The sequence below is a fragment of the Pseudomonas sp. genome, assembly GCF_037994325.1.
In the GTDB taxonomy this organism is placed as follows: domain Bacteria; phylum Pseudomonadota; class Gammaproteobacteria; order Pseudomonadales; family Pseudomonadaceae; genus Aquipseudomonas.
This window is the reverse complement of record NZ_JBBNAH010000682.1, coordinates 1-20,438: the sequence shown is the minus strand read 5'-3', so window position 1 is coordinate 20,438 and position 20,438 is coordinate 1. Positions and strand designations below refer to the sequence as shown.

Sequence of the window (20,438 nt, the reverse complement as noted above, 5' to 3'; positions counted from 1 at the left end):
TTTAGGCAAAGGCGGCAATCACTCTTCTACCTTCTCGTCTTTCTTCACTCTAAACCACGCTGCATACAACGCTGGCAGGAATAACAGGGTCAGTGCGGTAGCCACAATCAACCCGCCCATAATCGCCACGGCCATCGGCCCGAAGAAGGTTGAGCGCGACAGTGGAATCATCGCCAGCACCGCCGCTAAGGCAGTCAGCACGATGGGCCGGAAGCGCCGCACGGTGGCATCGATCACGGCGTGCCAGCGGTCGTGACCAGCGTTGATGTCTTGCTCGATCTGGTCAACCAGAATCACCGAATTGCGCATGATCATGCCGGACAAGGCAATGGTGCCGAGCATGGCCACAAAACCGAACGGTTGGTTAAACACCAGCAGGAACAGGGTCACGCCAATCAGCCCCAGCGGCGCGGTGAGAAACACCATGGCCGAGCGCGAGAAGCTTTTTAGTTGCAGCATCAGCAAGCCCAGCACCACCACGATAAACAGCGGTACGCCGGCGTTAACGGACGCCTGCCCCTTGGCCGAGTCTTCCACGGTGCCGCCAACGGCGAGCAGGTAGCCGTCGGGCAGCTTGGCACGCACGCCATCAAGGGTCGGCAATATCTGTTTAACGATACTGGCCGGCTGCTCCTTGCCGTACACATCGGCCCGCACGGTGACGGTGGGCAGACGGTCGCGGTGCCAGATAATGCCTTCCTCAAAACCGTATTTAAGCGTGGCGATTTGCGACAGCGCGACGCTCTGGCCGTTGTCGGTCGGCACCGACAAACTCGGTAAAAGCGCCAGCTGTTGACGCTCGCGTACGGTGCCGCGCAACAGAATTTCGATCAACTCGTTGTCTTCACGGTACTGGCTGACGGTGTTGCCTGACAGCGCACTCTGCAGAAAGGTCGACAGGCTGGAACTGCTGACGCCCAGGGCCCGGGCGCGCTCTTGGTCGATGCTCAGGTACACCACCTTGCTCGGCTCCTCCCAGTCCAGGTGCACGTTGGAGACATGGCTGTTCTCACGCACACGGTCGGCCACTTCACGGGCCAGGACGCGCACCTCGTCAATATGCTCACCCGACACTCGGAACTGCACCGGATAACCCACAGGCGGCCCGTTCTCCAGGCGCGTGATGCGAGTGCGCAAGGTGGGGAATTCTTCCGCCAGGGTTTCAATCAGCCACTTACGCACCGCTTCGCGGTCTTGGATGTTTTTGGTCAGCACCACAAATTGACCAAAGCTGGCGGCCGGCAATTGCTGGTCCAGCGGCAGGTAGAAACGCGGCGAGCCAGTGCCGACATAGGCCACGTAATTGTCGATACCAGGGTGGTCTTTCAGCAGGGCTTCCAGATGGCGAACCTGCTCTTCGGTGGCCTTGAGCGAGGCGCCTTCGCTGAGCTTCAAGTCGACCATCAGCTCCAGCCGCCCCGAGGACGGGAAGAATTGCTGCGGAACAAACTTGAACATAAAGATCGAGCCGGCAAACAAGGCGATAGTCAGCACGATCACGGTTTTGCGATGGCCTACGCACCACTCAATGGCGCCGCGCACGCGCCGGTAGAACGGCGTGGCGTAAGGGTCATGGCCTTCATCACTGCCACCATGTTTGGCTGCATGTAGCTTGGCCAAATCAGGCAGCAGTTTTTCGCCGATATAAGGCACAAAAATCACTGCCGCGATCCACGACACCAGCAAGGCAATGGCCACTACCTGAAAGATCGACCGGGTGTATTCGCCAGTACCCGACTGCGCGGTGGCAATCGGCAGAAAGCCGGCAGCGGTAATCAAGGTGCCGGTGAGCATCGGAAAGGCGGTGCTGGTCCAGGCAAAGCTGGCGGCTTTAAAGCGTGAATAGCCCTGCTCCATTTTGATCGCCATCATCTCGATGGCGATGATCGCGTCATCCACCAGCAACCCCAGCGCCAGCACCAGCGCGCCCAGCGAGATTTTGTGCAGGCCGATGCCGAAGTAGTACATGGCGGTAAACGTCATCGCCAACACCAATGGAATGACCAAGGCCACCACTAAGCCGATGCGCAAACCGAGGGAGAAAAAGCACACCAGCATCACAATGGCGAGGGCTTCCACCAGCACCTGCACAAACTCACCCACGCCGGTTTTTACCGCCGCCGGTTGGTCAGAGACCTTGCTCAATTGCATGCCGGCCGGGAGGGTTTGCTGCATACGGGCGAATTCTTTTTCCAGCGCCGCACCCAGCACCAGAATGTCGCCGCCGGGCTTCATCGACACGGTCAGGCCAATGGCGTCCTGGCCCATAAAACGCATGCGTGGGGCGGGTGGGTCGCTAAAGCCGCGATGCACTTCAGCCACATCGGAAATGCGGAACGTGCGGTCGCCAACCCGGATTGGAAACGCCTTGATCTCATCCACCGATTCGAAGCGGCCAGTCACCCGCAGCTGAATGCGATCTGACGGCGTTTCAAAAAAGCCGGAGGACGCCACGGTGTTCTGTTCCTCCAAGGCTTTTTGCACGGCGGCCAGGGGCAAGCCCAGGGTCGAAGCTTTGACGTTGGAAAGCTCGATCCAGATTTTTTCGTCTTGCAGACCGAGCAGGTCGACCTTGCCCACATCCTTCACGCGCTGCAGCTGCAGTTGGATGCGGTCGGCGTAGTCCTTGAGCACGGCGTAGTCGAAGCCTTCGCCGGTCAGTGCGTAAATGTTGCCGTAGGTGGTGCCAAATTCGTCGTTAAAAAACGGCCCTTGAATGCCCTGCGGCAAGGTGTGGCGAATGTCACTGACCTTTTTGCGGATCTGGTACCAGAGCTCGGGGATGTCGCGGGAGTTCATCGAGTCGCGGGCCATAAAGGTCACCTGCGATTCACCGGGGCGCGAGAACGAGGTAATCCGGTCAAACTCGCCGGTTTCCATCAACTTTTTCTCGATGCGTTCGGTGACTTGGCGCGACACTTCTTCGGCGCTAGCACCCGGCCACTGGGTACGAACCACCATGGCTTTAAAGGTAAAGGGCGGGTCTTCGCTCTGCCCCAGCTTGGTGTACGACACCGCGCCAACCACCGCCAACAGCAACATCAGGAACAGCACGATCTGCCGATTACGCAGCGCCCATTCGGATAGGTTAAAGCTCATCCGTGCTTACTCCTGCGCTGCCAGTTTGACCGAGCGATTTTCATGGTCCACGGGCCGCACTTCCTGGCCCTCACGCAGCACTTGTACGCCGGCAGCCACCACCCAATCGTTGGCCTGCAAGCCTTCCAGCACCGGCACCTGGCTTTCGCCATAAGGGCCGACCTTCACCGCGCGGCGTTCCAGCTTGGAGGTTTTTGGCTCAACCACCCAGACGAACGGCTTGCCGCCCTCGGCGCTCAACGCGGAGAGCGGCACAGCCAGCGGCACATCGCCTGCGACCGGGACAAATACGCGGGCGCTTTGGCCGAGGTCGGCGGGCACTTTGTCGGCGGTAAAAGAAACGCGGGCCGCATAGGTACGCGACTGCGGATCGGCCGCTGGCGACAGTTCACGGATACGCGCCGGGAAACGTTTGTCCGGGCGCGTCCACAGCTCAACGAATACTTCCTGGCCAATTTTGAAGCGTTCAATGCTGTGCTCTGGCAGGCTGATCAACACTTCGCGCTCGCCATCAACGGCCAGGGTAAAGACGGTCTGTCCGGCAGCCACTACGTTGCCGGCCTCTACCGAGCGTTTGGACACCACGCCCGATTGAGTGGCGCGCAGCACCGAATAGCCGGCCTGGTTATTCGACACGTTAAATTCGGCCTGGGCTTGTTTCAGCCGGGCTTCGCCGGCGCGGTAGAGGTTTTCGGCGTTGTCGTATTGCGAGCGGCTGGCCATCTGCCGGTCGAGCAGGGTTTTGTAACGATCGCGTTCGCTGCGCACCAGTTGCAGGTTGGCGGTGGCGGCAGCTACCTGGGCGCGCTGGGCTTCAAGCTGCAATTGCACGTCTTGCGGATCCAGCTCGGCTAACGGCTGATCCTTCTTCACCCGCTCGCCAACATCCACCAGACGCTTGCTCACCTTGCCACCGATGCGAAACGCCAAGTCCTGCTCCAAGCGGGCACGCACCTCACCCGGATAGGTATCGGCCGTCTCCCCTGCTGGCTGCGGCTGCACCACCATGGCAGGACGCGGCAAGGTCTTCACCTCTTCGGCAGAGCCGCAGGCGACGAGCAAAAGGACAAGGGATGCAGGTAAGGCGAGTGGCAGGACATGGCGGAACATGATGTATGACCTTTCGCAAATTAAGGCTTTGAATAATTGTACTGGCGGGTATAGTAAAAATAGCAAACTCACCAGTCCAGTAATAAAACGCGAAATGTCTGACAATCTGTTACCGCCAAGCGGCCCCGGTCGCCCGAAAGACCTTACGAAGCGCGCAGCCATTCTGGATGCCGCGAAAAACCTGTTTCTGCGCCTGGGCTACGACGGTTGCAGCATGGACGCGATTGCCGCCGAGGCCGGGGTTTCCAAACTCACCGTCTATAGCCACTTCACCGACAAGGAGACGCTGTTCTCCATGGCCGTGCGCGCCAAGTGCGAAGAGCAGCTGCCGTTGGTGATTTTCGAATTAATGGAAACCGCGCCGATTGACACCGTACTGCTGAACATCGCCCAGGCGTTTCATTGCCTGGTAAGCAGCCGCGAGTCGATTGAATTGCATCGCGTGATGATTTCCTTGGGCGCCTCAGACCCCAAGCTGGCCAAGCTGTTTTACGAGTCCGGCCCGCAAGTGGTGCACAACGAAATGGCCGGCCTGCTGCGCCGCGCTGACGAGCTGGGCAAGCTGAAAATTGAAAATCCGCAATTGGCAGCCGAGCACTTCCTTTGCCTACTCAAGGGCGGCATCAACTTTCGCTTGCTGATTGGCTGCAACGCCGCCGATGAAATCTGCTCCAGCGAAGAACAGGTGGCGGATGCGGTGCAGATGTTTGTGCGGGCGTATTTGCCCAGGTAATTCGAAGCGAGGTTGGGTGTGCTGTGCGCGCACCACGGGGTACGCGCTAGCTACGCCTTTAGCGCCTTCTTCGGATAGATGTCATAGCGGCTGGATTTGCCATCCAGTGCATAACTGGGTTTGGGCCCGGCAATAATCGGCGCCTTGCGGGGGCGCTTGACCACCACCCGATGGGTCGCCAGTGCAAGCGCGGCCTCCAGCAACGCCGGGGCGTCCAGGTCATCGCCCACCAGCGGCCGAAACAGGCGCATTTCCTTTTTCACCAGCGCACTTTTGTCGCGGTGAGGAAACATCGGGTCGAGGTAAATCACCTGCGGCGCCTCCCCCTCCCATGCGCTCATCAGCTCGATGGCATTGCCCACCAGTAAACGCATCTGGCGAACGATGGGGCCGACCTCTTCATCGTCTTTGGCCCGCGCCAAACCATCTTCCAGCAATGCCGCAATCAGCGGCTGACGCTCGATCATCGCCGTCTGGCAACCCAGGCTGGCCAGCACAAACGCATCGCGGCCCAAGCCCGCCGTGGCATCCAGCACCGACGGCCGCACGCCAGGCTGCACGCCGACGGCCTTAGCGATCATTTGCCCGGTGCCACCCCCAAACAGGCGTCGATGGGCCACCGCACCTTCGACAAAATCGACGCGCACCGGCCCAGGCGCTTGCGGGCCGAGGTCGGCCAATTGCAGACCCGTCTCGCCCAGTTGCAGAGCAAAGTCGGCGTCCCCGGCGAGTGGCAATCCCAAGCGCGCTGCCCACTGCGCTGCGGCCTCGGCAAAGGCCGGGGCCAGGGCCTCGGCCCGCACGATAACGCTTTGGATGTGATCACTCATGGGCAAACGACTCGGAAAAAGGCAGCAAACAGGCGCGGCATTCTGCCAGAGCCTAACGGCAGAGGCGAAACATGCCCATGTCGAGGTGGAAATGGTCGTGGTGCGCGGCGTTGTAGTCCGGGCCCAAGGTCACGCTAAACGCCTTGCATGCCCCGTCGCGGGCCAGGCGCAAAAAGCGCGCGTCATCGTCCTTGCCATTCCAATCGCGGGCCACGGTAATGCGTCGACCATCGGCCAGGCGAAAGCCGGCAATATCCAAGGCATTGGCGCTGGCGTGCTGGCTGCGCCGTGAGCTGTTGCCGATATTGCGGCAGGCAAAGCTGCCCAGGTGGTCGATGCGGGTAACCGCTTGGCCGTAAACCGCTTGCGCCGCCGGTTGCAGGCCATGGCGCTCGTACATAGCAAAGGCTACGGCCATGGGGCAGGTAGCGATAAAGCTGCTGCTAAACGCCAGCGCTGAGCCTTGCACGCGCACCACGTTGCTGAGCGGGCAATCGGCGTTGGCCGCGTTGTCGGCCAACGGCAGCGAACGCACCGACGACGTGGCCAAGGCTTGTGCACACAACTCGCGGTTTTGCCCCAAGCGCATCATCTTCCACGGCGTTAGCCAATTAGGCTCAAGCCGCACATCCAAAGGCGCCCACGGGTTCAATTGCGGCGGCACCTGCCACCAACCGCGCCACACCGCAAAAGGCGCGGCGCCAAGAACCAGTACGACAATCAGCAGTTTAAGGAGCGCCCGCACCGCCTAACCTTTGAACAAGTCGTTCAGTTGCTGAAATGGCAGCGCCTGCTCGGCAAAGGCGAAGCTACCGCTGTGCTGAATACTCTGCGCGGCGCGGAAGAATTCACCATAGGCGGCGCGCGCCAGGGCCGAGCCGACGCTGATGCGTTTGACGCCAAGGTCCTGCAATTGGGCGAACGTCAGGCTTACGCCCGATAGCCCCATCAACACATTGACCGGTTTGGGCGCAACCGCGCGCACCACCGCTTCAATCTCCTCGACCGAGCGCAGCCCCGGGGCAAACAACACATCGGCACCCGCCTCGGCAAATGCCTGCAGACGGCGGATGGTGTCGGCCAGGTCGTGGCGGCCGTTGAGCAGGTTTTCCGCACGGGCGGTCAGGGTGAAGGGAAACGGCAAGCTGCGCGCGACGGCAACGGCAGCCTGCACGCGCTCGACCGCCAACTGAAAATCGTAGATCGGCGCCTCGGCACGGCCGCTCGCATCTTCGATGGAGCCGCCAACCAAGCCGACAGCGGCCGCTTTGAGGATGGTGGCCGCGCAGCCTTCGGGGTCATCGGCAAAACCGTTTTCCAGATCGCCGGCTACGGGCAACTCGGTCGCCGCGACTATCGCTTGAGCATTGAGCAGGTTGTCCTCCAGCGACAAGGCGCCTTCGGCATCTGGCCGACCCAGAGAAAAAGCCAAGCCCGCGCTGGTGGTGGCTAACGCCTGATAACCCAAGCTGGCGAGAATTTTCGCCGAGCCGGCATCCCACGGGTTGGGGATCACAAAGGCGCCGTCGGCGGCATGCAGTTGCTGGAAGGTTTGCGCGCGAACGAGCTGCGACGTCATGGAAATAGGCTCCGATTGGTAGGGTGTGCGGTGCGCACCAAGGCGTACTCGCGTCATTCGCGTGGTGCGCATCGCACACCCTACAAGAGACCGAGTTGCTCGGCTGCTGGTTCGACTCGTTCAGGCAGCGCTGGCAAACCTGGTAGCAGCACCGTCAACTGCTGGTGAAAACGCCGCGCCAGTTGTGCGGCGAGGATGTTGTCGGGGGTATGCAGAAACACATAGGGCGTCCGCCCCTCTTCAATCCAAGCGGCGACTTTTTCCAGCCACGGCTGCATATAGGCATCGTTGGCGGGCAGCTCGGGGTGGCCAATAAAACGCAGCTGCGGGAATTGGCTAAAGGCTGCGGGTCGGGTCGGCAAACGTGGTTTTTTCGACTGGGCGTGAAGCACCGCAGGGTCGCTGGAAATGCAGCTGAACAGCGCGCGCGAGTCCAGGCAGATGCGTTCAATTTCGTCGCCTTGCAGCAGGCGGTTGAGCGCGCGCTCTTCTTCACCTTTGGCAAAAAACGCCGGGTGACGGACTTCCACCGCCAAGGGTATTTGCAGCTCAGCAATAAAGGCTGCCAGTTCCGGTAGGCGCTGTGGGCCAAAGCTGGCGGGCACTTGCAGCCAAAACGGCGCAACCCGCTCGCCCAAGGGTTTGAGCAGCTCGACGAACGTTTCGGCAGCGCCGAGTTGGGCGAGCAGATTGTCGCTATGGCTGATATCACGCGGTAGCTTGGCGCAGAAACGGAAATGCGCTGGCATCTGCTCGGCCCAGCGCGCCACGGTGGCCGGCGATGGCTGGGCGTAGAAGGTGGTGTTGCCTTCTACCGCATTGAATACCTGGGTGTAGAGGGCGAGAAAGTCATTGCTGCGCGCCGAGTCCGGATACACATCACCGCGCCAGGCAGGCTCGCTCCAGGAAGGGCAGCCGAGGAAATAGGGAAGCATGGGCTATTCCAGAACAATCAGCGGGCCATGGTGGCCGCGAACGGCGATGCGATCAACCGTGGAGTTCGGGAATGGCTTACGCGTAGGTGTCTAAACCGAGAATCTCGGTGGCATCGCGTTCGTTGGAGTAGCTCGCGGTGCTGGCGTAACTGGCCAAGGCTTGCTGGGCGCGATTACTGACGCCTTCGCGCTGCACAAATACGTCCTGCGAGCGCGCCGGCAGGCTGTCGCTGCTGGCATTGCTGGCTTGCACGCGGCGTTGCTGAGGTGTGCTTTCCAGCCCTTGAGTGGTCGAAGGCGTAGCAGGCGTTTCACGACGGGTCTCTTCCTCGCGCTGAACCTCGCGAAAAGGCGTGACCGCGCTACCCGGGCGAGGGGTGCGATCCAGCGTGTAAGAGGAGGTAAAACCGTCGATGCGCATTACTGCTCAGGCTTCTCTTAAAGACTTATCGGAAAGGGACTATAGAAAAGTGGCCAAATGGAACCATGGCCAATCTATGTGTCGGCAATGTAACGGCAGTGGCTACATAAGCGCAATTGGCCGCAACGCTGGTTATCGGAAATTTCTGATAGCTGGGAGGCTAAAGCGCTGAACGGTTAAGGCGCGGCTTTCGGCGTGGCGACCTTGTCGCGCAGATAAACCGGCTGCGCTTGGTCGGCCGGCAGCGCTTCACCGCGGGCCCAGGCAAATTGCGCCAGGGCCAGCAAATCCAGGGCATGGGGCAGCATATTCGGCTCTTGGCCAACGACCGCGACTGGAATACGCGGAGCAAAGGTGCCCCAGCCGGTACCAGCGCCAAACCAGTCGCCACTGGCATCGCGCGGCAGGTTGGCGTGCTCGGGCGGCAGCACCGCTTCCACGCCGGCCAAGCGCATTTCACCCTGCTCTGCGCGGTAACAACCCCAATACACTTCGTCCATCCGCGCGTCGATGGCGCTGGCCACCTGCTGCGCGCCGTGCTCACGCATTGCCCGCTGGGCCAGCACTGCCAGGTTGGAAACCGGCAGCACCGGGCGATCCAACGCAAACGCCAAACCTTGCACTACACCAATGGCAATCCGCACACCGGTAAACGCGCCGGGGCCACGGCCGAAGGCGATGCCATCGACCGCCGACAGGGCAATACCGCCCTCGGCCAGCAGGTCTTTGATCATTGGCAGCAAACGTTGGGCATGCAGGCGCGGAATCACCTCGTAGTGGCTCAGCACCTTGCCGCCATGCAGCAGGGCAACGGAGCAAGCTTCGGTTGCGGTATCCAGGGCCAGCAAAGTGCTCATCGGGCGTGTTCCAGGTAACAGGGGCTAAAAACGGTGGCGCAGTATAAACGCCAACGGCCCGCAAGCGGGCCGTTGGGCTAATCATTAAAACAGCTTGGCGGGTTAACTCAGCTAAGTGCTGCGAGAACCTTGGCAGTAATGTCTTCTACCGAGCCAACGCCTTCGATGTAGCTGTATTTCGGGGTGCCTTCAGCAGCAGCGATCTTCTGGTAGAAGCTCACCAGCGGCTTGGTCTGGTCGTGGTAGACCTTCAAGCGGTTACGCACAGTAGCTTCGGTGTCATCGACACGTTGCACCAGGTCTTCGCCGGTCACGTCGTCTTTGCCTTCCACTTTGGGCGGGCTGTAGATCAGGTGGTACACACGGCCGGAATCAGCATGTACGCGGCGGCCGGAGATGCGCTGAACGATTTCTTCGTCATCCACCGAAATTTCCACCACGTGGTCGAGCTTCACGCCAGCGTCCTTCAGGGCTTCGGCCTGAGGAATGGTGCGCGGGAAACCGTCGAACAAAAAGCCGTTGGCACAATCTGGCTGAGCGATGCGCTCTTTGATCAGGCCGATGATCAGGTCGTCAGAAACCAGACCGCCGCTGTCCATCACGCCTTTCACCTGCAGACCCAACTCAGTGCCGGCCTTGACCGCAGCACGCAGCATGTCGCCGGTGGAGATTTGTGGAATGTCGAACTTTTCGGTGATGAAGCGAGCCTGGGTACCTTTGCCGGCACCGGGCGCTCCCAACAGAATCACGCGCATCTCTGTGCTCCTCAAGATTGAACAAAACTAGTCGGATTCGCCTCGTGGGGCAGATCTCGGTATAGGTCCCGGCAGCACGGAGCGGCCAAAAGGTTGCTCAAGATACACAGCGCACCGACACCACACAAGCCACCGAAAGTAGTAGTGAACGAGCCCCTGCGATGCACCTGGAACGGCCCATTCAGCCACCGCGCATAGCCCTTAACCGGTGTTGCGCAGCCCGGCGGCAATACCCGCCACACTGACCAGCAATGCCTGCTCCAACGGGCTGTCCGCCTGGCGCTCGGACTGTCTAGAACGGGCTAACAGCTCGGCCTGCAACAGGTGCAGTGGGTCGAGATAGGTGTTGCGCACGGTAAAGGCCGACAGGGTCTGTGGACTATGGGCCAACAGCTGTGACTGCCCAGTCAAGGCCAGCACACAATTGCCCGCCTGCGACAATAGGTCGCGTAAATGTGCCCCCAGCGGTCGCAGCTCGGCTGAGACCAGACGTTCGTCGTACAAACCCGCAATCGCGGCGTCTGCCTTGGCCAGCACCATCTCCAACATATCAATCCGCGTGCGGAAGAATGGCCACTGCTCACGCATCTGCGCCAGTAGCTCACCCTCGCCGCGTTTCAGCGCATTGCCCAACGCCGCCTCCCAACCCAACCAGGCCGGCAGCATCAGGCGGGTTTGCGTCCAGGCGAAAATCCACGGAATGGCGCGCAGGCTTTCCACCCCGCCCTCGCGCCGCTTGGCCGGGCGACTGCCCAGCGGCAAACGCCCCAATTCTTGCTCTGGCGTGGCTTGGCGAAAGTAGTCAACAAACTGCGGATGCTCGCGCACCACCGCGCGATAACCCGCTACGCCGTCCTCGGCCAGCTTACCCATCAGCTCGCGCCAAGCCGGTTCGGGCACGGGCGGCGGTTGCACGGTGGCTTCCAACACTGCAGCGAGATAGAGGTTGAGGTTTTGTTCGGCGATATCCGGCAGACCGAATTTGAAGCGGATCATTTCGCCCTGTTCGGTGGTGCGGAAACGCCCCGCCACCGAGCCTGGCGGCTGCGACAAAATCGCCGCGTGGGCCGGACCACCGCCACGCCCCACGGTGCCACCGCGACCATGGAACAGCAGCAGTTCAACCTGGTGTTCCCGGCAGATATTGACCAGCGCTTCCTGCGCCCGGTATTGCGCCCAGGCCGCAGCGGTGGTGCCGGCGTCTTTAGCCGAGTCGGAGTAGCCGATCATCACTTCCTGCGGGCCATGCAGGCGCGAGCGGTAACCGGGCAAGCCCAACAGGCGGTCGATGGCAGGGCCGGCGTTTTCCAAGTCGGCCAATGTTTCAAACAGTGGCACCACGCGAATCGGCCGTTGCAACCCGGCCTCTTTGAGCAGCAGTTGCACCGCCAGCACATCCGAAGGCGCGCCGGCCATAGAGATCACGTAAGAACCCAAGGAAGCTTGCGGCGCCTGCGCCACCACCTTGCAGGTCTCCAGCACTTCGGCGGTATCGGCGCTGGCTTTGTAATGCGCCGGCAGCAGCGGTCGGCGGTTATTGAGCTCACGCAGCAGGAATGCGACGCGGGTCTCTTCGTCCCAATCGTTATAGTTGCCCAGGCCGAGAAAATCGGTGATTTCTGCCATGGCTGCAGCATGGCGGGTGGAATCCTGGCGCACGTCGAGGCGTACCAGAAACAAGCCAAAGGTGGCCGCGTTGCGCAGGCAATCGAGCAATGGGCCGTTAGCAATCACGCCCATGCCGCACTCATGCAACGAGTGGTAGCAACGCTCCAGCGGCTCGAGCAGTTCGACATTACTGTGCAGCACGCCGGCAGGCGGCGGCAGGTCGCCATGCAGCGCCGCCTCGGCCCAGGCGCGGGTGGTTTTAAGCCGCTCGCGCAACTGTTTCAGCACGGCGCGGTAGGGTTCTGGGCTGTCGCCGGCCAGCTCGCGCACGGCCGCATTGGCCTGTTGCATCGATAGCTCGGCGGCCAAGTTATCCACATCGCGCACATACAAATCGGCGGCCATCCAACGCGCCAGCAATAGCACTTCGCGGCTGACGGCGGCGGTGACGTTGGGGTTGCCGTCACGGTCGCCGCCCATCCACGAGGCAAAGCGAATCGGCGCCGCGGTCAGCGGCAAGCGCAAGCCGGTAGCGGCATACAGCGCATCGTCGGCGCCGCGCAGGTAGTTGGGCACGGCCTTCCACAGCGAATGCTCGATAACCGCAAAGCCCCATTTGGCTTCGTCCACCGGCGTGGGGCGGGTGCGGCGGATTTCTTCGGTGTGCCAGGCTTCAGCGATCAAGCGCTGCAGGCGCTGTTTAACCCGCAGGCGCTCGGCTGGCGACAGGTCGCTGTGATCCTGGGCGGCCAACTGGGCAGCGATGGCGTCGTATTTTTGAATCAGGGTGCGCCGCGACACCTCGGTGGGGTGCGCCGTGAGGACCAGTTCAATTTCCAGACGGCTTAGGTGACGGGCCAACACTTCGGCGCTGCTGCCATCCTTTTTCAGGCGCTCCAGCAACTGCGGCAGCACCTCGCTTTCAAAGCGCGGTGGCTCCTCGGGAGTGAGGCGGCGCACTTGGTGATACTGCTCGGCGATATTGGCCAGGTTAAGAAACTGGTTAAACGCTCGGGCTACCGGCAGCAGCTCGTCTTCTTTAAGACCATCGAGGGTACTTTTAAGCTGCGCTGCGCCTTCGGCAGAGCCCTGGCGCGCCGCTTTGGCGCCTTTGCGGATCTTCTCGATCTTGTCGACAAACCCTTCGCCGCGCTGGGCGCCGATGGTTTCACCAAGCAACTCGCCGAGTAGATGAACATCCTCACGCAAACGCGCGTCGATTTGGGCCATAACCACGTCTCCTGCCAGTTCCAATAGCGGTTGAGCTTAACCCTCTAGCGCCAACATGCGAGGGCCAACCTGAGCATGCATAGAGCGCCACCTTGTTACAAGGTTGCGACGAATGGCATGGAGCGCCTCAGCCAGCGTCTAGTCTCAACTAGGTAAGCCGGTTGCCGAACCCCACGAGGGAACCCCCAGCAACCGCGCCATTACCCACCACCCACGAGGTATTTATGAAAATTCGCGAACTTGTTCGCCATTGGGAAAACTTTGCCACCGGCCGCCTGACCCGCAGCCCTTACCAGATCCACCTCGACCTTGAAGCCGCGGCGCGCCTGGCAGCCCTGGCCGAGATGTACCCCAAACGCCAGCCCGAAGAACTGCTCGGCGAACTGATTGGCGCGGCACTGGAAGAACTCGAAGCCGGTCTGCCCTACGTCAAAGGCACCCAAGTAGTGGCCACCGATGAACAGGGCGACCCGCTCTATGAAGATGTGGGCCCTACCCCGCGCTTTCTCGAATTGTCGAAAAAGCACCTGCATGAATTGAGCGCCCAGCTCGACAGCACCAATCACTAGTCCTGCGGGCCTCTTCGATTTATATCCTCCCGCACGTAGGGTCTGCTGTGCGCATCAGGCGGCAAACATCGATGGATGCCCTTGGCGCGCAGCACACCCGACGCGTTAGCGCGTAAACCAGCCCTAACAACACCTTCTGATATCAAACCCCAAGGCCCCGGACCACGGGCATCCGCGCCTTCCGTCGTAAATTATGTTGAACATTTTTTACCGCCTCCAAGTCACAGGAAGTAAGCCAGCGCATTTGCCTTTAGCCGGCAATGTATAGCCATCGTCGGCTATCAATCGGTAATTAGCATGCATCTGGCAGGCAAGTTGTCTTGAGTGAAGACATCTGTGGAGAGACCCCAATGGAGCGGAATATCATGAAGACAAGCCCTGCTTTCACCCACCCTAAAACGTTATTGGCGGCCCTGGCCCTGAGCAGCACCGTGCTGCTGGCCGGTTGTGCCGGCAACCCGCCGACTGAGCAATTCGCCGTAACCAATACCGTGGTTAAAAGTGCTGTGGCCGCTGGCGGCCCGGAATACGCCCCGGTACCGATGAAGTCGGCGCAGGACAAACTGGTACAAGCCGAAACCCTGCTGCGCGACGACAAATATGAGCAAGCCCGCGTGCTCGCTGAGCAGGCCGAGTGGGATGCCCGCGTAGCCGAGCGCACCGCTTTGGCCGCCAAGGCGCAGAAAAATCTGCAGGACTCGCAGCGCGGCGTGCAACAGATCCGCGAAGAAGGCGCTCGCACGCCAATCATCGTGCAGTAAGCGCGTAGCTATCGCCTAGATAAGGACAATCCCTATGAACAAGTTGATCTCTGTTTCTGCCCTGTCGGTTCTCAGCCTGGCCCTGGTGGCCTGCGCCTCCAAGCCCAATCCAAATCTGGAACAGGCCCATAGCAACTACTCCGCGCTGATTGCCCAGCCGCAAGCGCAGAGCCTGGCCTCCCTGGAGACCAAAGAAGCCGGCGACATGCTCGCCCGTGCTGACCAGGCTTATGCCAACGGCCAAACCCCAGCGCAGGTCGACCACCTGGCCTATATCACCAACCAGCGCGTGGAAGTGGCCAAGCAAACCCTGCTGCTGAAAAACGCGGAACAAGGCCTGGCCCAAGCCCCGGCCCAGCGCACTCAAGCTCAGCTGGATGCGCGTAACGCTCAGGTCGACACCCTGCTGCAACAGCTCAAACCCAAAGAAACTCCGCGCGGCACCGTGATTACCCTGGGCGACGTACTGTTCCAGATCGACCGCTCGGAGCTGACGCCAAATGGCCTGCAAAACGTGCAGCAGTTGGGTAACTACCTGCAGCAGAACCCCAACAGCCAAGTGGTAGTGGAAGGCTTTACCGACAACACCGGTACCACCGACCACAACCTGCGCCTGTCCCAGGCCCGTGCTGATTCGGTGCGTAGCGCCTTGGTGGCCATGGGGGTTTCGCCGACCCGCATTACCACTCACGGCTTCGGCAAGGACTATCCGGTAGCGAGCAATGCTTCACCGGATTCGCGCACCTTGAATCGCCGTGTGGAAGTGACCATTGCCAATGGTCCTGCGCCGGTAGCACCGCGCGTGCTGTAAAGCAGTAGCGGTTTTGTAGCGACAGCAACCCCCCGCTTTTTAGCGGGGGTTTCTGTTTCTAACTAAGCCCCGACGCCTATAAAAAAGCCCCGCATTGGCGGGGCTTTTGCGTGCTAACAGGACAATTTACTGGCGCGCATTAAGCTGCTGCTGCAGGTTTTGCACCTGGCTTTGCAGGGTGCTGATATTGCGCGTCATCTGCGCGCGGAAAGCGTCGAACTCGCTGGTGTTAGCGCTGGCAGCCGGAGTGGCCGGGCGGTTTTCCTGCTCGCTTTTGAGCACCAGCAGGTCCTGCTCAAGACGGCTGATGGCAACATTGGGGTTGCCTTGCTTTTTCAGCGCTTCGATATCGGCACTCAGGCTTTTCAGCTGGGCATCAACTTTGCCGTTGTCGCCTTGGGCGGCCTTGAGCGCTGCCTGATCACTGGCCAAGGTTTTCAATTTGCCGTCAAACTGGCCGCTGGCGTCTTGGGTGGTTTTCAGGTCGGCAGCGATGTCGTCAGCACGCTTGCTTTGCTCGGTCTGTTTGCTGGTGACGCTTTGCAGTTGCTTGGTGAGGTCGGCGACCTTGGTTTCCAGGCTTTTCACTTGCAGACGCAGGGCTTCGCTGCCGCTGGTGACGTTGGACTCGGTGGCCACCACCTTGCCGGAGATATCCTGAATACGCCCGGCGGCATCTTCGCTAATGCGCGCAAAGCTCTCTTGGGTGGCGACCAATTGCTGGCTCATCAGGTCGATCTGCTGATGACTCCACCAGCCCAATCCGGCAAAGGCAATCATCAACGCGGCGACCAAGGCCCACAGCGGCCCCGTGCTGGCCGCCTTGGTTTTGCCCGGCGCGACGTAGCCGCGGTCGACATGGGCGGCGTGACGACCGTGCTCGTGGTGGTCAGCGGGAAATTCGTGGTCGCGTGCGTCAGTGGTCAGGCTGGGGACGTTGTCCAGTTCATCAAGGGCGTCGTTACGCATGGTTCAACCTATAGGGCACGCAGGGGTGGGGTAACAAATGATCGAGCAACCGGCGGGCAGTATACCGAGCGCAGCGGCGGCGCCCAATGGTGCATAACGCACCGCAGCGGCGCGTGTAAAGCGGGCAAGACACCCCATGGACCGGCCGCAGGCCACGGGGTTCCTGATTTTGTGAACTGGTACAGCATTTGCTAACGATGTAACCGGGAGTAACAGAGCGTCTAGATCGGCCTAAGCCGGCGAACGCGAAATACCGTTACTGACCATGACCGTACTTAGCGCTCGCTTCGGCCTAAGTCCACAGGGGGAGAAATCGAATGGAACTGACCAAGTCTGTACTCGATTGCATGCAAACCTTACGTCGCCGTCTGCGCCAAGAACAGGACGTCGATATCCGCCTTAGCCAACCCGATGCCGTGATGCAGATGCTGATCGCCTGCGCGGCATCCGATGTTGACGACACTCGACAACTGGGCGCCAAACTCAGTGAGCTGACCAATATCCGTATGGCGCCGCCAGCAGCGCCACAACTGAGCGAAGCCGAGCTGATCGCCAAGTACACGCGCTATGCCGGGCCGCTACGCGGTTAAGGCTGGCCGACCACTTTCCACCAGGTGCAGAACTCGTCCAGCGCAGTCCAGATTGGGGTCTGTGGGTTGTAGTCGAGTTCGCGCCGCGCGCGGCTGATATCCAGGGAAAAATCCTTGGACATCACCGCAACCCCCAAACGAAACAGGCTCGGCTGCGGGCGTCCCGGCAGGAGCTTGCAGACGGTTTCATTCAGGGTGGCGGCGGTATAAGCCAGGCCGACAGGCACGTGTTTGGTCACCGGCGGCAACTCCAGTTGGCGCAGCACGTAATTGACCACATCCCACAGCGGCAGCGGCGCACCATTGCTGATGTTGTAAACCTTGCCCAGTGCCGGCCCTGCTGCCAATAAGCTGCTGAGCAGCGCCTCGTTGAGGTTTTGCATACTGGTGAAGTCGACCTTGTTCAGGCCGTCGCCGATGATCGCCAGACGGCCTTTGCGCTGCATGTCAATCAACCGTGGAAAGATACTGGTATCACCGGCGCCGGTAACAAACCGCGGGCGCAACGCGATCACTTCCAGACCAAACTCCTGCGCCGCCATCACCTCTTGCTCGGCGATAAATTTGGTTTCGCCGTAGTGATCGACAAACTTCTTCGGCACCTGTTCTTCACGCAAGCCAACATGGGCGTTGCCGTCGAAATACACCGAGGGCGAGGACAAATGCACCAGACGGCGAACCTTCTGACTCAGGCAGGCCTCGATAACGTTTTGCGTGAGCACCACATTGCCGTTGTAAAAGTGCTCGCGCTTGCCCCAGGTGCCGACAGCACCGGCGCAATGCACGACCATTTCCACGTCATGACAGAGCGTGCGCACCAAGCTGGAATCACTGAGATCCCCCTGCACGAATTCGGCGCCGCGCTTGATCAAATGCGCCACCGCCTCCGGGCGGCGGCCATTGATGCGCACCGACAAGCCCTGCTCCAAAGCAAAACGAGCAAAGCGCCCGCCGATAAAGCCACTGGCCCCTGTCACCAAAATCTTCATCGCCCACCGCCCTGTTTTTGTAATGGCCGTGACTGTAGCAAGGCACGGTGTGCTTGTAGTGTGACGTGGCGAGCCAAGGTGATGACGTGTTGTGCGCACCCATGCTGCGTTGAGCTTGGGTTGGGTTGAGCGTAGGTTGGGTTAAGCTCAGCGAAGCCCAACCTACCCCAACCTACGCTGCACCAGCACGTCCAAGGTGGCGCGCTGCAAATGCCGGGTCAGCTCGCCGAGCAGCTCACCGCCGTTACGCCAATGGTGCCAGTACAACGGCACGTCAATCGGCACATCCGGCTGCAGTTCGCGCAACGCGCCTTTGGCCAATAATTCATTCACCTGCAGTTCCGGCACCAACCCCCACCCCAGGCCTGCCTCGGTCAGGCGAATAAAGCCCTCGGATGACGGGCACAGGTGATAGGCGAAAGCGCCCTCCACGCCCAGGCTGGCAAGGTAGCGATGCTGCAGAAAATCATCCGGGCCAAACACAATCGCTGGCGCGAGGGCCAAGCTCTGCGCATTCACCCCGGCCCGAAAATGCCGGGCAATAAAGTCGGGGCTGGCCAGGGCCCGGTAACGCATGGCACCCAACGCCAAACTGCGCGCGCCCGCCACGGGCCTGTCGGTAGCGCAGACGCAAGCGGCCACATCACCACCGCGCATGCGCTTAAGGCCGACCTCCTGGTCTTCCACCACCAATTCCAACAACACCCGATGCTGCGCACAAAATGCCGCCACCGCCTTTGCCCACCAAGTGGCCAGGCTGTCGGCATTGATAGCGATACGTAAACGCTCAGGCGCCGCGCCGTCGTCCAACGCCGGCACCTGGCTGGAGAGATCACGTTCCAGCAAACGCACTTGCTGCACATGGTTAAGGAGGCGCCGGCCAATTTCCGTCGGCGCCGGCGGTGCGCCGCGCACCAACACCGGCTGGCCGACCCGCGCCTCCAGCAGCTTGATGCGCTGCGAAATCGCTGACTGCGACAGCCCCAGCACCTGCGCAGCGCGTTCAAAGCCAGCCTGCTCGACTACCGCGGCCAATGCCGCGAGCAGCTTGTAATCAAACACTATCAATTCTCCTAATGTGAGATCAGCAGGATTCGTTTCTCTTATACAACCTTGCACCGCAGACTCGCCACACGAATCACCTCTCAGGATTTTTTGCTATGTGGCAAAGCTATTTCAACGGGCTGCTGGTGGCCGCCGGCCTGATCGTCGCCCTTGGTGCGCAGAACGCGTTTGTCTTGGCGCAAAGCCTGCGTCGTGAACACCATCTGCCGGTGGCGGCGTTGTGTGTGTTGTGTGATGCGCTGCTGGTGGTGGCGGGTGTGTTTGGCTTGGCCACACTGCTGGCGCAGAGCCCGATTTTGCTCGGCGTGGCACGTTGGGGCGGCGCTGCATTTCTGCTCTGGTATGGGGTTAAAGCGCTACGCCGTGCGTATAAACCTGAAGCGTTAAACGAGGCCGCCAACGCCGGGCCACGCTCGCGCAAAGCGGTGCTGCTGACGGCCTTGGCAGTCACGCTGCTAAACCCCCATGTGTACCTCGATACCGTGCTGTTGATTGGCTCGCTCGGCGCTCAGCAATCCGTACCGGGCGCCTACGCAGCGGGCGCGGCCAGTGCCTCGTTGATGTGGTTTTTCACCCTGGCATTGGGTGCTGCCTGGTTGGCACCGTGGTTAGCGCGGCCGGCGACCTGGAGAGTACTGGACCTCAGTGTGGCGCTGATGATGTTCGTCGTTGCAGGGCAACTAATAGCGGGCTGACCGGTCAACCAAATCGAGTGCCGTGGCCGTGACATTGCGCAAAAAGCCGTTGTAGTCAGCTGCAAAGCCCGCTCTACAGGGCTTTCCCACACAGTTGCTGCGTGTTTATGCGAAAGCCCCGGTGCTATGATCCGAACCCTGCGGCGCAAAGAGTAAAAACTCACCGCCGCAACTATGGCCGCCCGTGATCGGCCCTGCGCTTACCGCAACTGACCCTGATTAGGAGAATCACCCATGGCTTTCGAATTGCCTCCGCTGCCGTATGCCCACGACGCGCTGCAGCCGCACATCTCCAAGGAAACCTTGGAATTCCACCACGACAAGCACCACAACACCTACGTCGTGAACCTGAACAACCTGGTGCCAGGCACCGAGTTCGAAGGCAAAACTCTGGAAGAAATCGTTAAGACTTCTTCGGGCGGCATCTTCAACAACGCTGCTCAAGTGTGGAACCACACCTTCTACTGGAACTGCCTGGCGCCTAACGCCGGCGGCCAACCGACTGGCGCTCTGGCTGATGCCATCAACGCCGCTTTCGGTTCGTTCGACAAATTCAAAGAAGAATTCAGCAAAACCTCCATCGGCACCTTCGGCTCCGGCTGGGGCTGGCTGGTGAAGAAGGCTGACGGTTCCCTGGCCCTGGCCAGCACCATCGGCGCTGGCTGCCCGCTGACTAGCGGTGACACCCCGCTGCTGACCTGCGACGTCTGGGAACACGCTTACTACATCGACTACCGCAACCTGCGTCCGAAGTACGTCGAAGCGTTCTGGAACCTGGTCAACTGGAAATTCGTGGCTGAGCAGTTCGAAGGCAAAACCTTCACCGCTTAAG

The 20,438-nt window shown here is 60.7% G+C and carries 20 protein-coding genes; 7 read left to right on the top strand and 13 right to left on the bottom strand.

The features are described 5' to 3' along the window. Positions 1-18 precede the first annotated feature (18 nt). Both AAAB16_RS22575 and AAAB16_RS22570 read right to left on the bottom strand, forming a co-directional pair. On the bottom strand, positions 19-3,099 hold the full coding sequence (locus AAAB16_RS22575; protein ID WP_340665357.1) for an efflux RND transporter permease subunit: 3,081 nt from the start codon (positions 3,097-3,099) through the stop codon (positions 19-21). A 6-nt stretch (positions 3,100-3,105) separates the two neighbouring features. Continuing rightward, positions 3,106-4,209: an efflux RND transporter periplasmic adaptor subunit gene (locus AAAB16_RS22570; RefSeq protein WP_340665356.1), complete on the bottom strand. Its 1,104-nt coding sequence runs from the start codon at positions 4,207-4,209 to the stop codon at positions 3,106-3,108. 94 nt (positions 4,210-4,303) lie between these two features. Here AAAB16_RS22570 and AAAB16_RS22565 point away from each other — a divergent pair, with 94 nt between their 5' ends. Continuing rightward, positions 4,304-4,942 carry a TetR/AcrR family transcriptional regulator gene (locus AAAB16_RS22565; RefSeq protein WP_340665355.1) on the top strand — a complete coding sequence of 213 codons (639 nt, stop codon included), beginning with the start codon at positions 4,304-4,306 and terminating at the stop codon, positions 4,940-4,942. 50 nt (positions 4,943-4,992) lie between these two features. Here AAAB16_RS22565 and AAAB16_RS22560 read toward each other — a convergent pair whose 3' ends face one another. From AAAB16_RS22560 to ppc, 8 genes are all read right to left on the bottom strand, one after another. Continuing rightward, positions 4,993-5,772, bottom strand: coding sequence for a class I SAM-dependent methyltransferase (locus AAAB16_RS22560; protein ID WP_340665354.1), 780 nt, complete (start codon positions 5,770-5,772; stop codon positions 4,993-4,995). Between the two features lie 52 nt (positions 5,773-5,824). Continuing rightward, a complete protein-coding gene (locus AAAB16_RS22555; protein ID WP_340665353.1) occupies positions 5,825-6,517 on the bottom strand; it encodes an extensin family protein in 693 nt (230 codons plus the stop codon). A 3-nt stretch (positions 6,518-6,520) separates the two neighbouring features. Beyond that, positions 6,521-7,351, bottom strand: coding sequence for an isocitrate lyase/phosphoenolpyruvate mutase family protein (locus tag AAAB16_RS22550; RefSeq protein ID WP_340665352.1), 831 nt, complete (start codon positions 7,349-7,351; stop codon positions 6,521-6,523). An 80-nt stretch (positions 7,352-7,431) separates the two neighbouring features. Further along, positions 7,432-8,286: a DUF72 domain-containing protein gene (locus tag AAAB16_RS22545; protein WP_340665351.1), complete on the bottom strand. Its 855-nt coding sequence runs from the start codon at positions 8,284-8,286 to the stop codon at positions 7,432-7,434. A 76-nt stretch (positions 8,287-8,362) separates the two neighbouring features. Continuing rightward, complete coding sequence (locus AAAB16_RS22540; protein WP_340665350.1) at positions 8,363-8,707, bottom strand: hypothetical protein; 345 nt, start codon at positions 8,705-8,707, stop codon at positions 8,363-8,365. Positions 8,708-8,883: 176 nt separating this feature from the next. Further along, positions 8,884-9,564, bottom strand: a complete 681-nt coding sequence (gene tsaB / locus AAAB16_RS22535) for a tRNA (adenosine(37)-N6)-threonylcarbamoyltransferase complex dimerization subunit type 1 TsaB (RefSeq protein WP_340665349.1) — start codon at positions 9,562-9,564, stop codon at positions 8,884-8,886. A 107-nt stretch (positions 9,565-9,671) separates the two neighbouring features. Beyond that, complete coding sequence (adk, locus tag AAAB16_RS22530; protein WP_340665348.1) at positions 9,672-10,319, bottom strand: adenylate kinase; 648 nt, start codon at positions 10,317-10,319, stop codon at positions 9,672-9,674. A 201-nt stretch (positions 10,320-10,520) separates the two neighbouring features. Further along, positions 10,521-13,157, bottom strand: coding sequence for a phosphoenolpyruvate carboxylase (gene ppc / locus AAAB16_RS22525; RefSeq protein ID WP_340665347.1), 2,637 nt, complete (start codon positions 13,155-13,157; stop codon positions 10,521-10,523). 224 nt (positions 13,158-13,381) lie between these two features. Here ppc and AAAB16_RS22520 point away from each other — a divergent pair, with 224 nt between their 5' ends. From AAAB16_RS22520 to AAAB16_RS22510, 3 genes are all read left to right on the top strand, one after another. Further along, entirely contained in the window at positions 13,382-13,726 is a 345-nt protein-coding gene (locus AAAB16_RS22520) for a pilin assembly protein (protein WP_340665346.1), read from the top strand. Positions 13,727-14,076: 350 nt separating this feature from the next. Next, the gene (locus tag AAAB16_RS22515; protein WP_340665345.1) at positions 14,077-14,487 is read left to right on the top strand and encodes a DUF4398 domain-containing protein; all 411 of its coding nucleotides are present in this window, start codon (positions 14,077-14,079) and stop codon (positions 14,485-14,487) included. Positions 14,488-14,521: 34 nt separating this feature from the next. Beyond that, entirely contained in the window at positions 14,522-15,298 is a 777-nt protein-coding gene (locus AAAB16_RS22510) for an OmpA family protein (RefSeq protein ID WP_110616021.1), read from the top strand. A gap of 126 nt (positions 15,299-15,424) precedes the next feature. Here AAAB16_RS22510 and AAAB16_RS22505 read toward each other — a convergent pair whose 3' ends face one another. Then, positions 15,425-16,267: an ATPase gene (locus AAAB16_RS22505; RefSeq protein WP_340665344.1), complete on the bottom strand. Its 843-nt coding sequence runs from the start codon at positions 16,265-16,267 to the stop codon at positions 15,425-15,427. Between the two features lie 317 nt (positions 16,268-16,584). Between AAAB16_RS22505 and AAAB16_RS22500 the strand changes: the two genes are divergently transcribed. Then, the gene (locus AAAB16_RS22500) at positions 16,585-16,857 is read left to right on the top strand and encodes a hypothetical protein (RefSeq protein WP_340665343.1); all 273 of its coding nucleotides are present in this window, start codon (positions 16,585-16,587) and stop codon (positions 16,855-16,857) included. On the opposite strand, the gene AAAB16_RS22495 is transcribed toward AAAB16_RS22500, so the two are convergent. Both AAAB16_RS22495 and AAAB16_RS22490 read right to left on the bottom strand, forming a co-directional pair. Beyond that, the gene (locus AAAB16_RS22495) at positions 16,854-17,846 is read right to left on the bottom strand and encodes an NAD-dependent epimerase/dehydratase family protein (RefSeq protein WP_340665342.1); all 993 of its coding nucleotides are present in this window, start codon (positions 17,844-17,846) and stop codon (positions 16,854-16,856) included. The two genes, AAAB16_RS22500 and AAAB16_RS22495, sit on opposite strands and share 4 nt — an antisense overlap. Positions 17,847-18,008: 162 nt before the next feature. Continuing rightward, the gene (locus AAAB16_RS22490) at positions 18,009-18,914 is read right to left on the bottom strand and encodes a LysR family transcriptional regulator ArgP (protein ID WP_340665341.1); all 906 of its coding nucleotides are present in this window, start codon (positions 18,912-18,914) and stop codon (positions 18,009-18,011) included. 92 nt (positions 18,915-19,006) lie between these two features. Here AAAB16_RS22490 and AAAB16_RS22485 point away from each other — a divergent pair, with 92 nt between their 5' ends. Together AAAB16_RS22485 and AAAB16_RS22480 are read left to right on the top strand one after the other, a co-directional pair. After that, complete coding sequence (locus tag AAAB16_RS22485; RefSeq protein ID WP_340665340.1) at positions 19,007-19,606, top strand: LysE/ArgO family amino acid transporter; 600 nt, start codon at positions 19,007-19,009, stop codon at positions 19,604-19,606. Between the two features lie 234 nt (positions 19,607-19,840). Further along, on the top strand, positions 19,841-20,437 hold the full coding sequence (locus AAAB16_RS22480) for a Fe-Mn family superoxide dismutase (RefSeq protein ID WP_340665339.1): 597 nt from the start codon (positions 19,841-19,843) through the stop codon (positions 20,435-20,437). The last annotated feature ends 1 nt before the right edge of the window (position 20,438 follow it).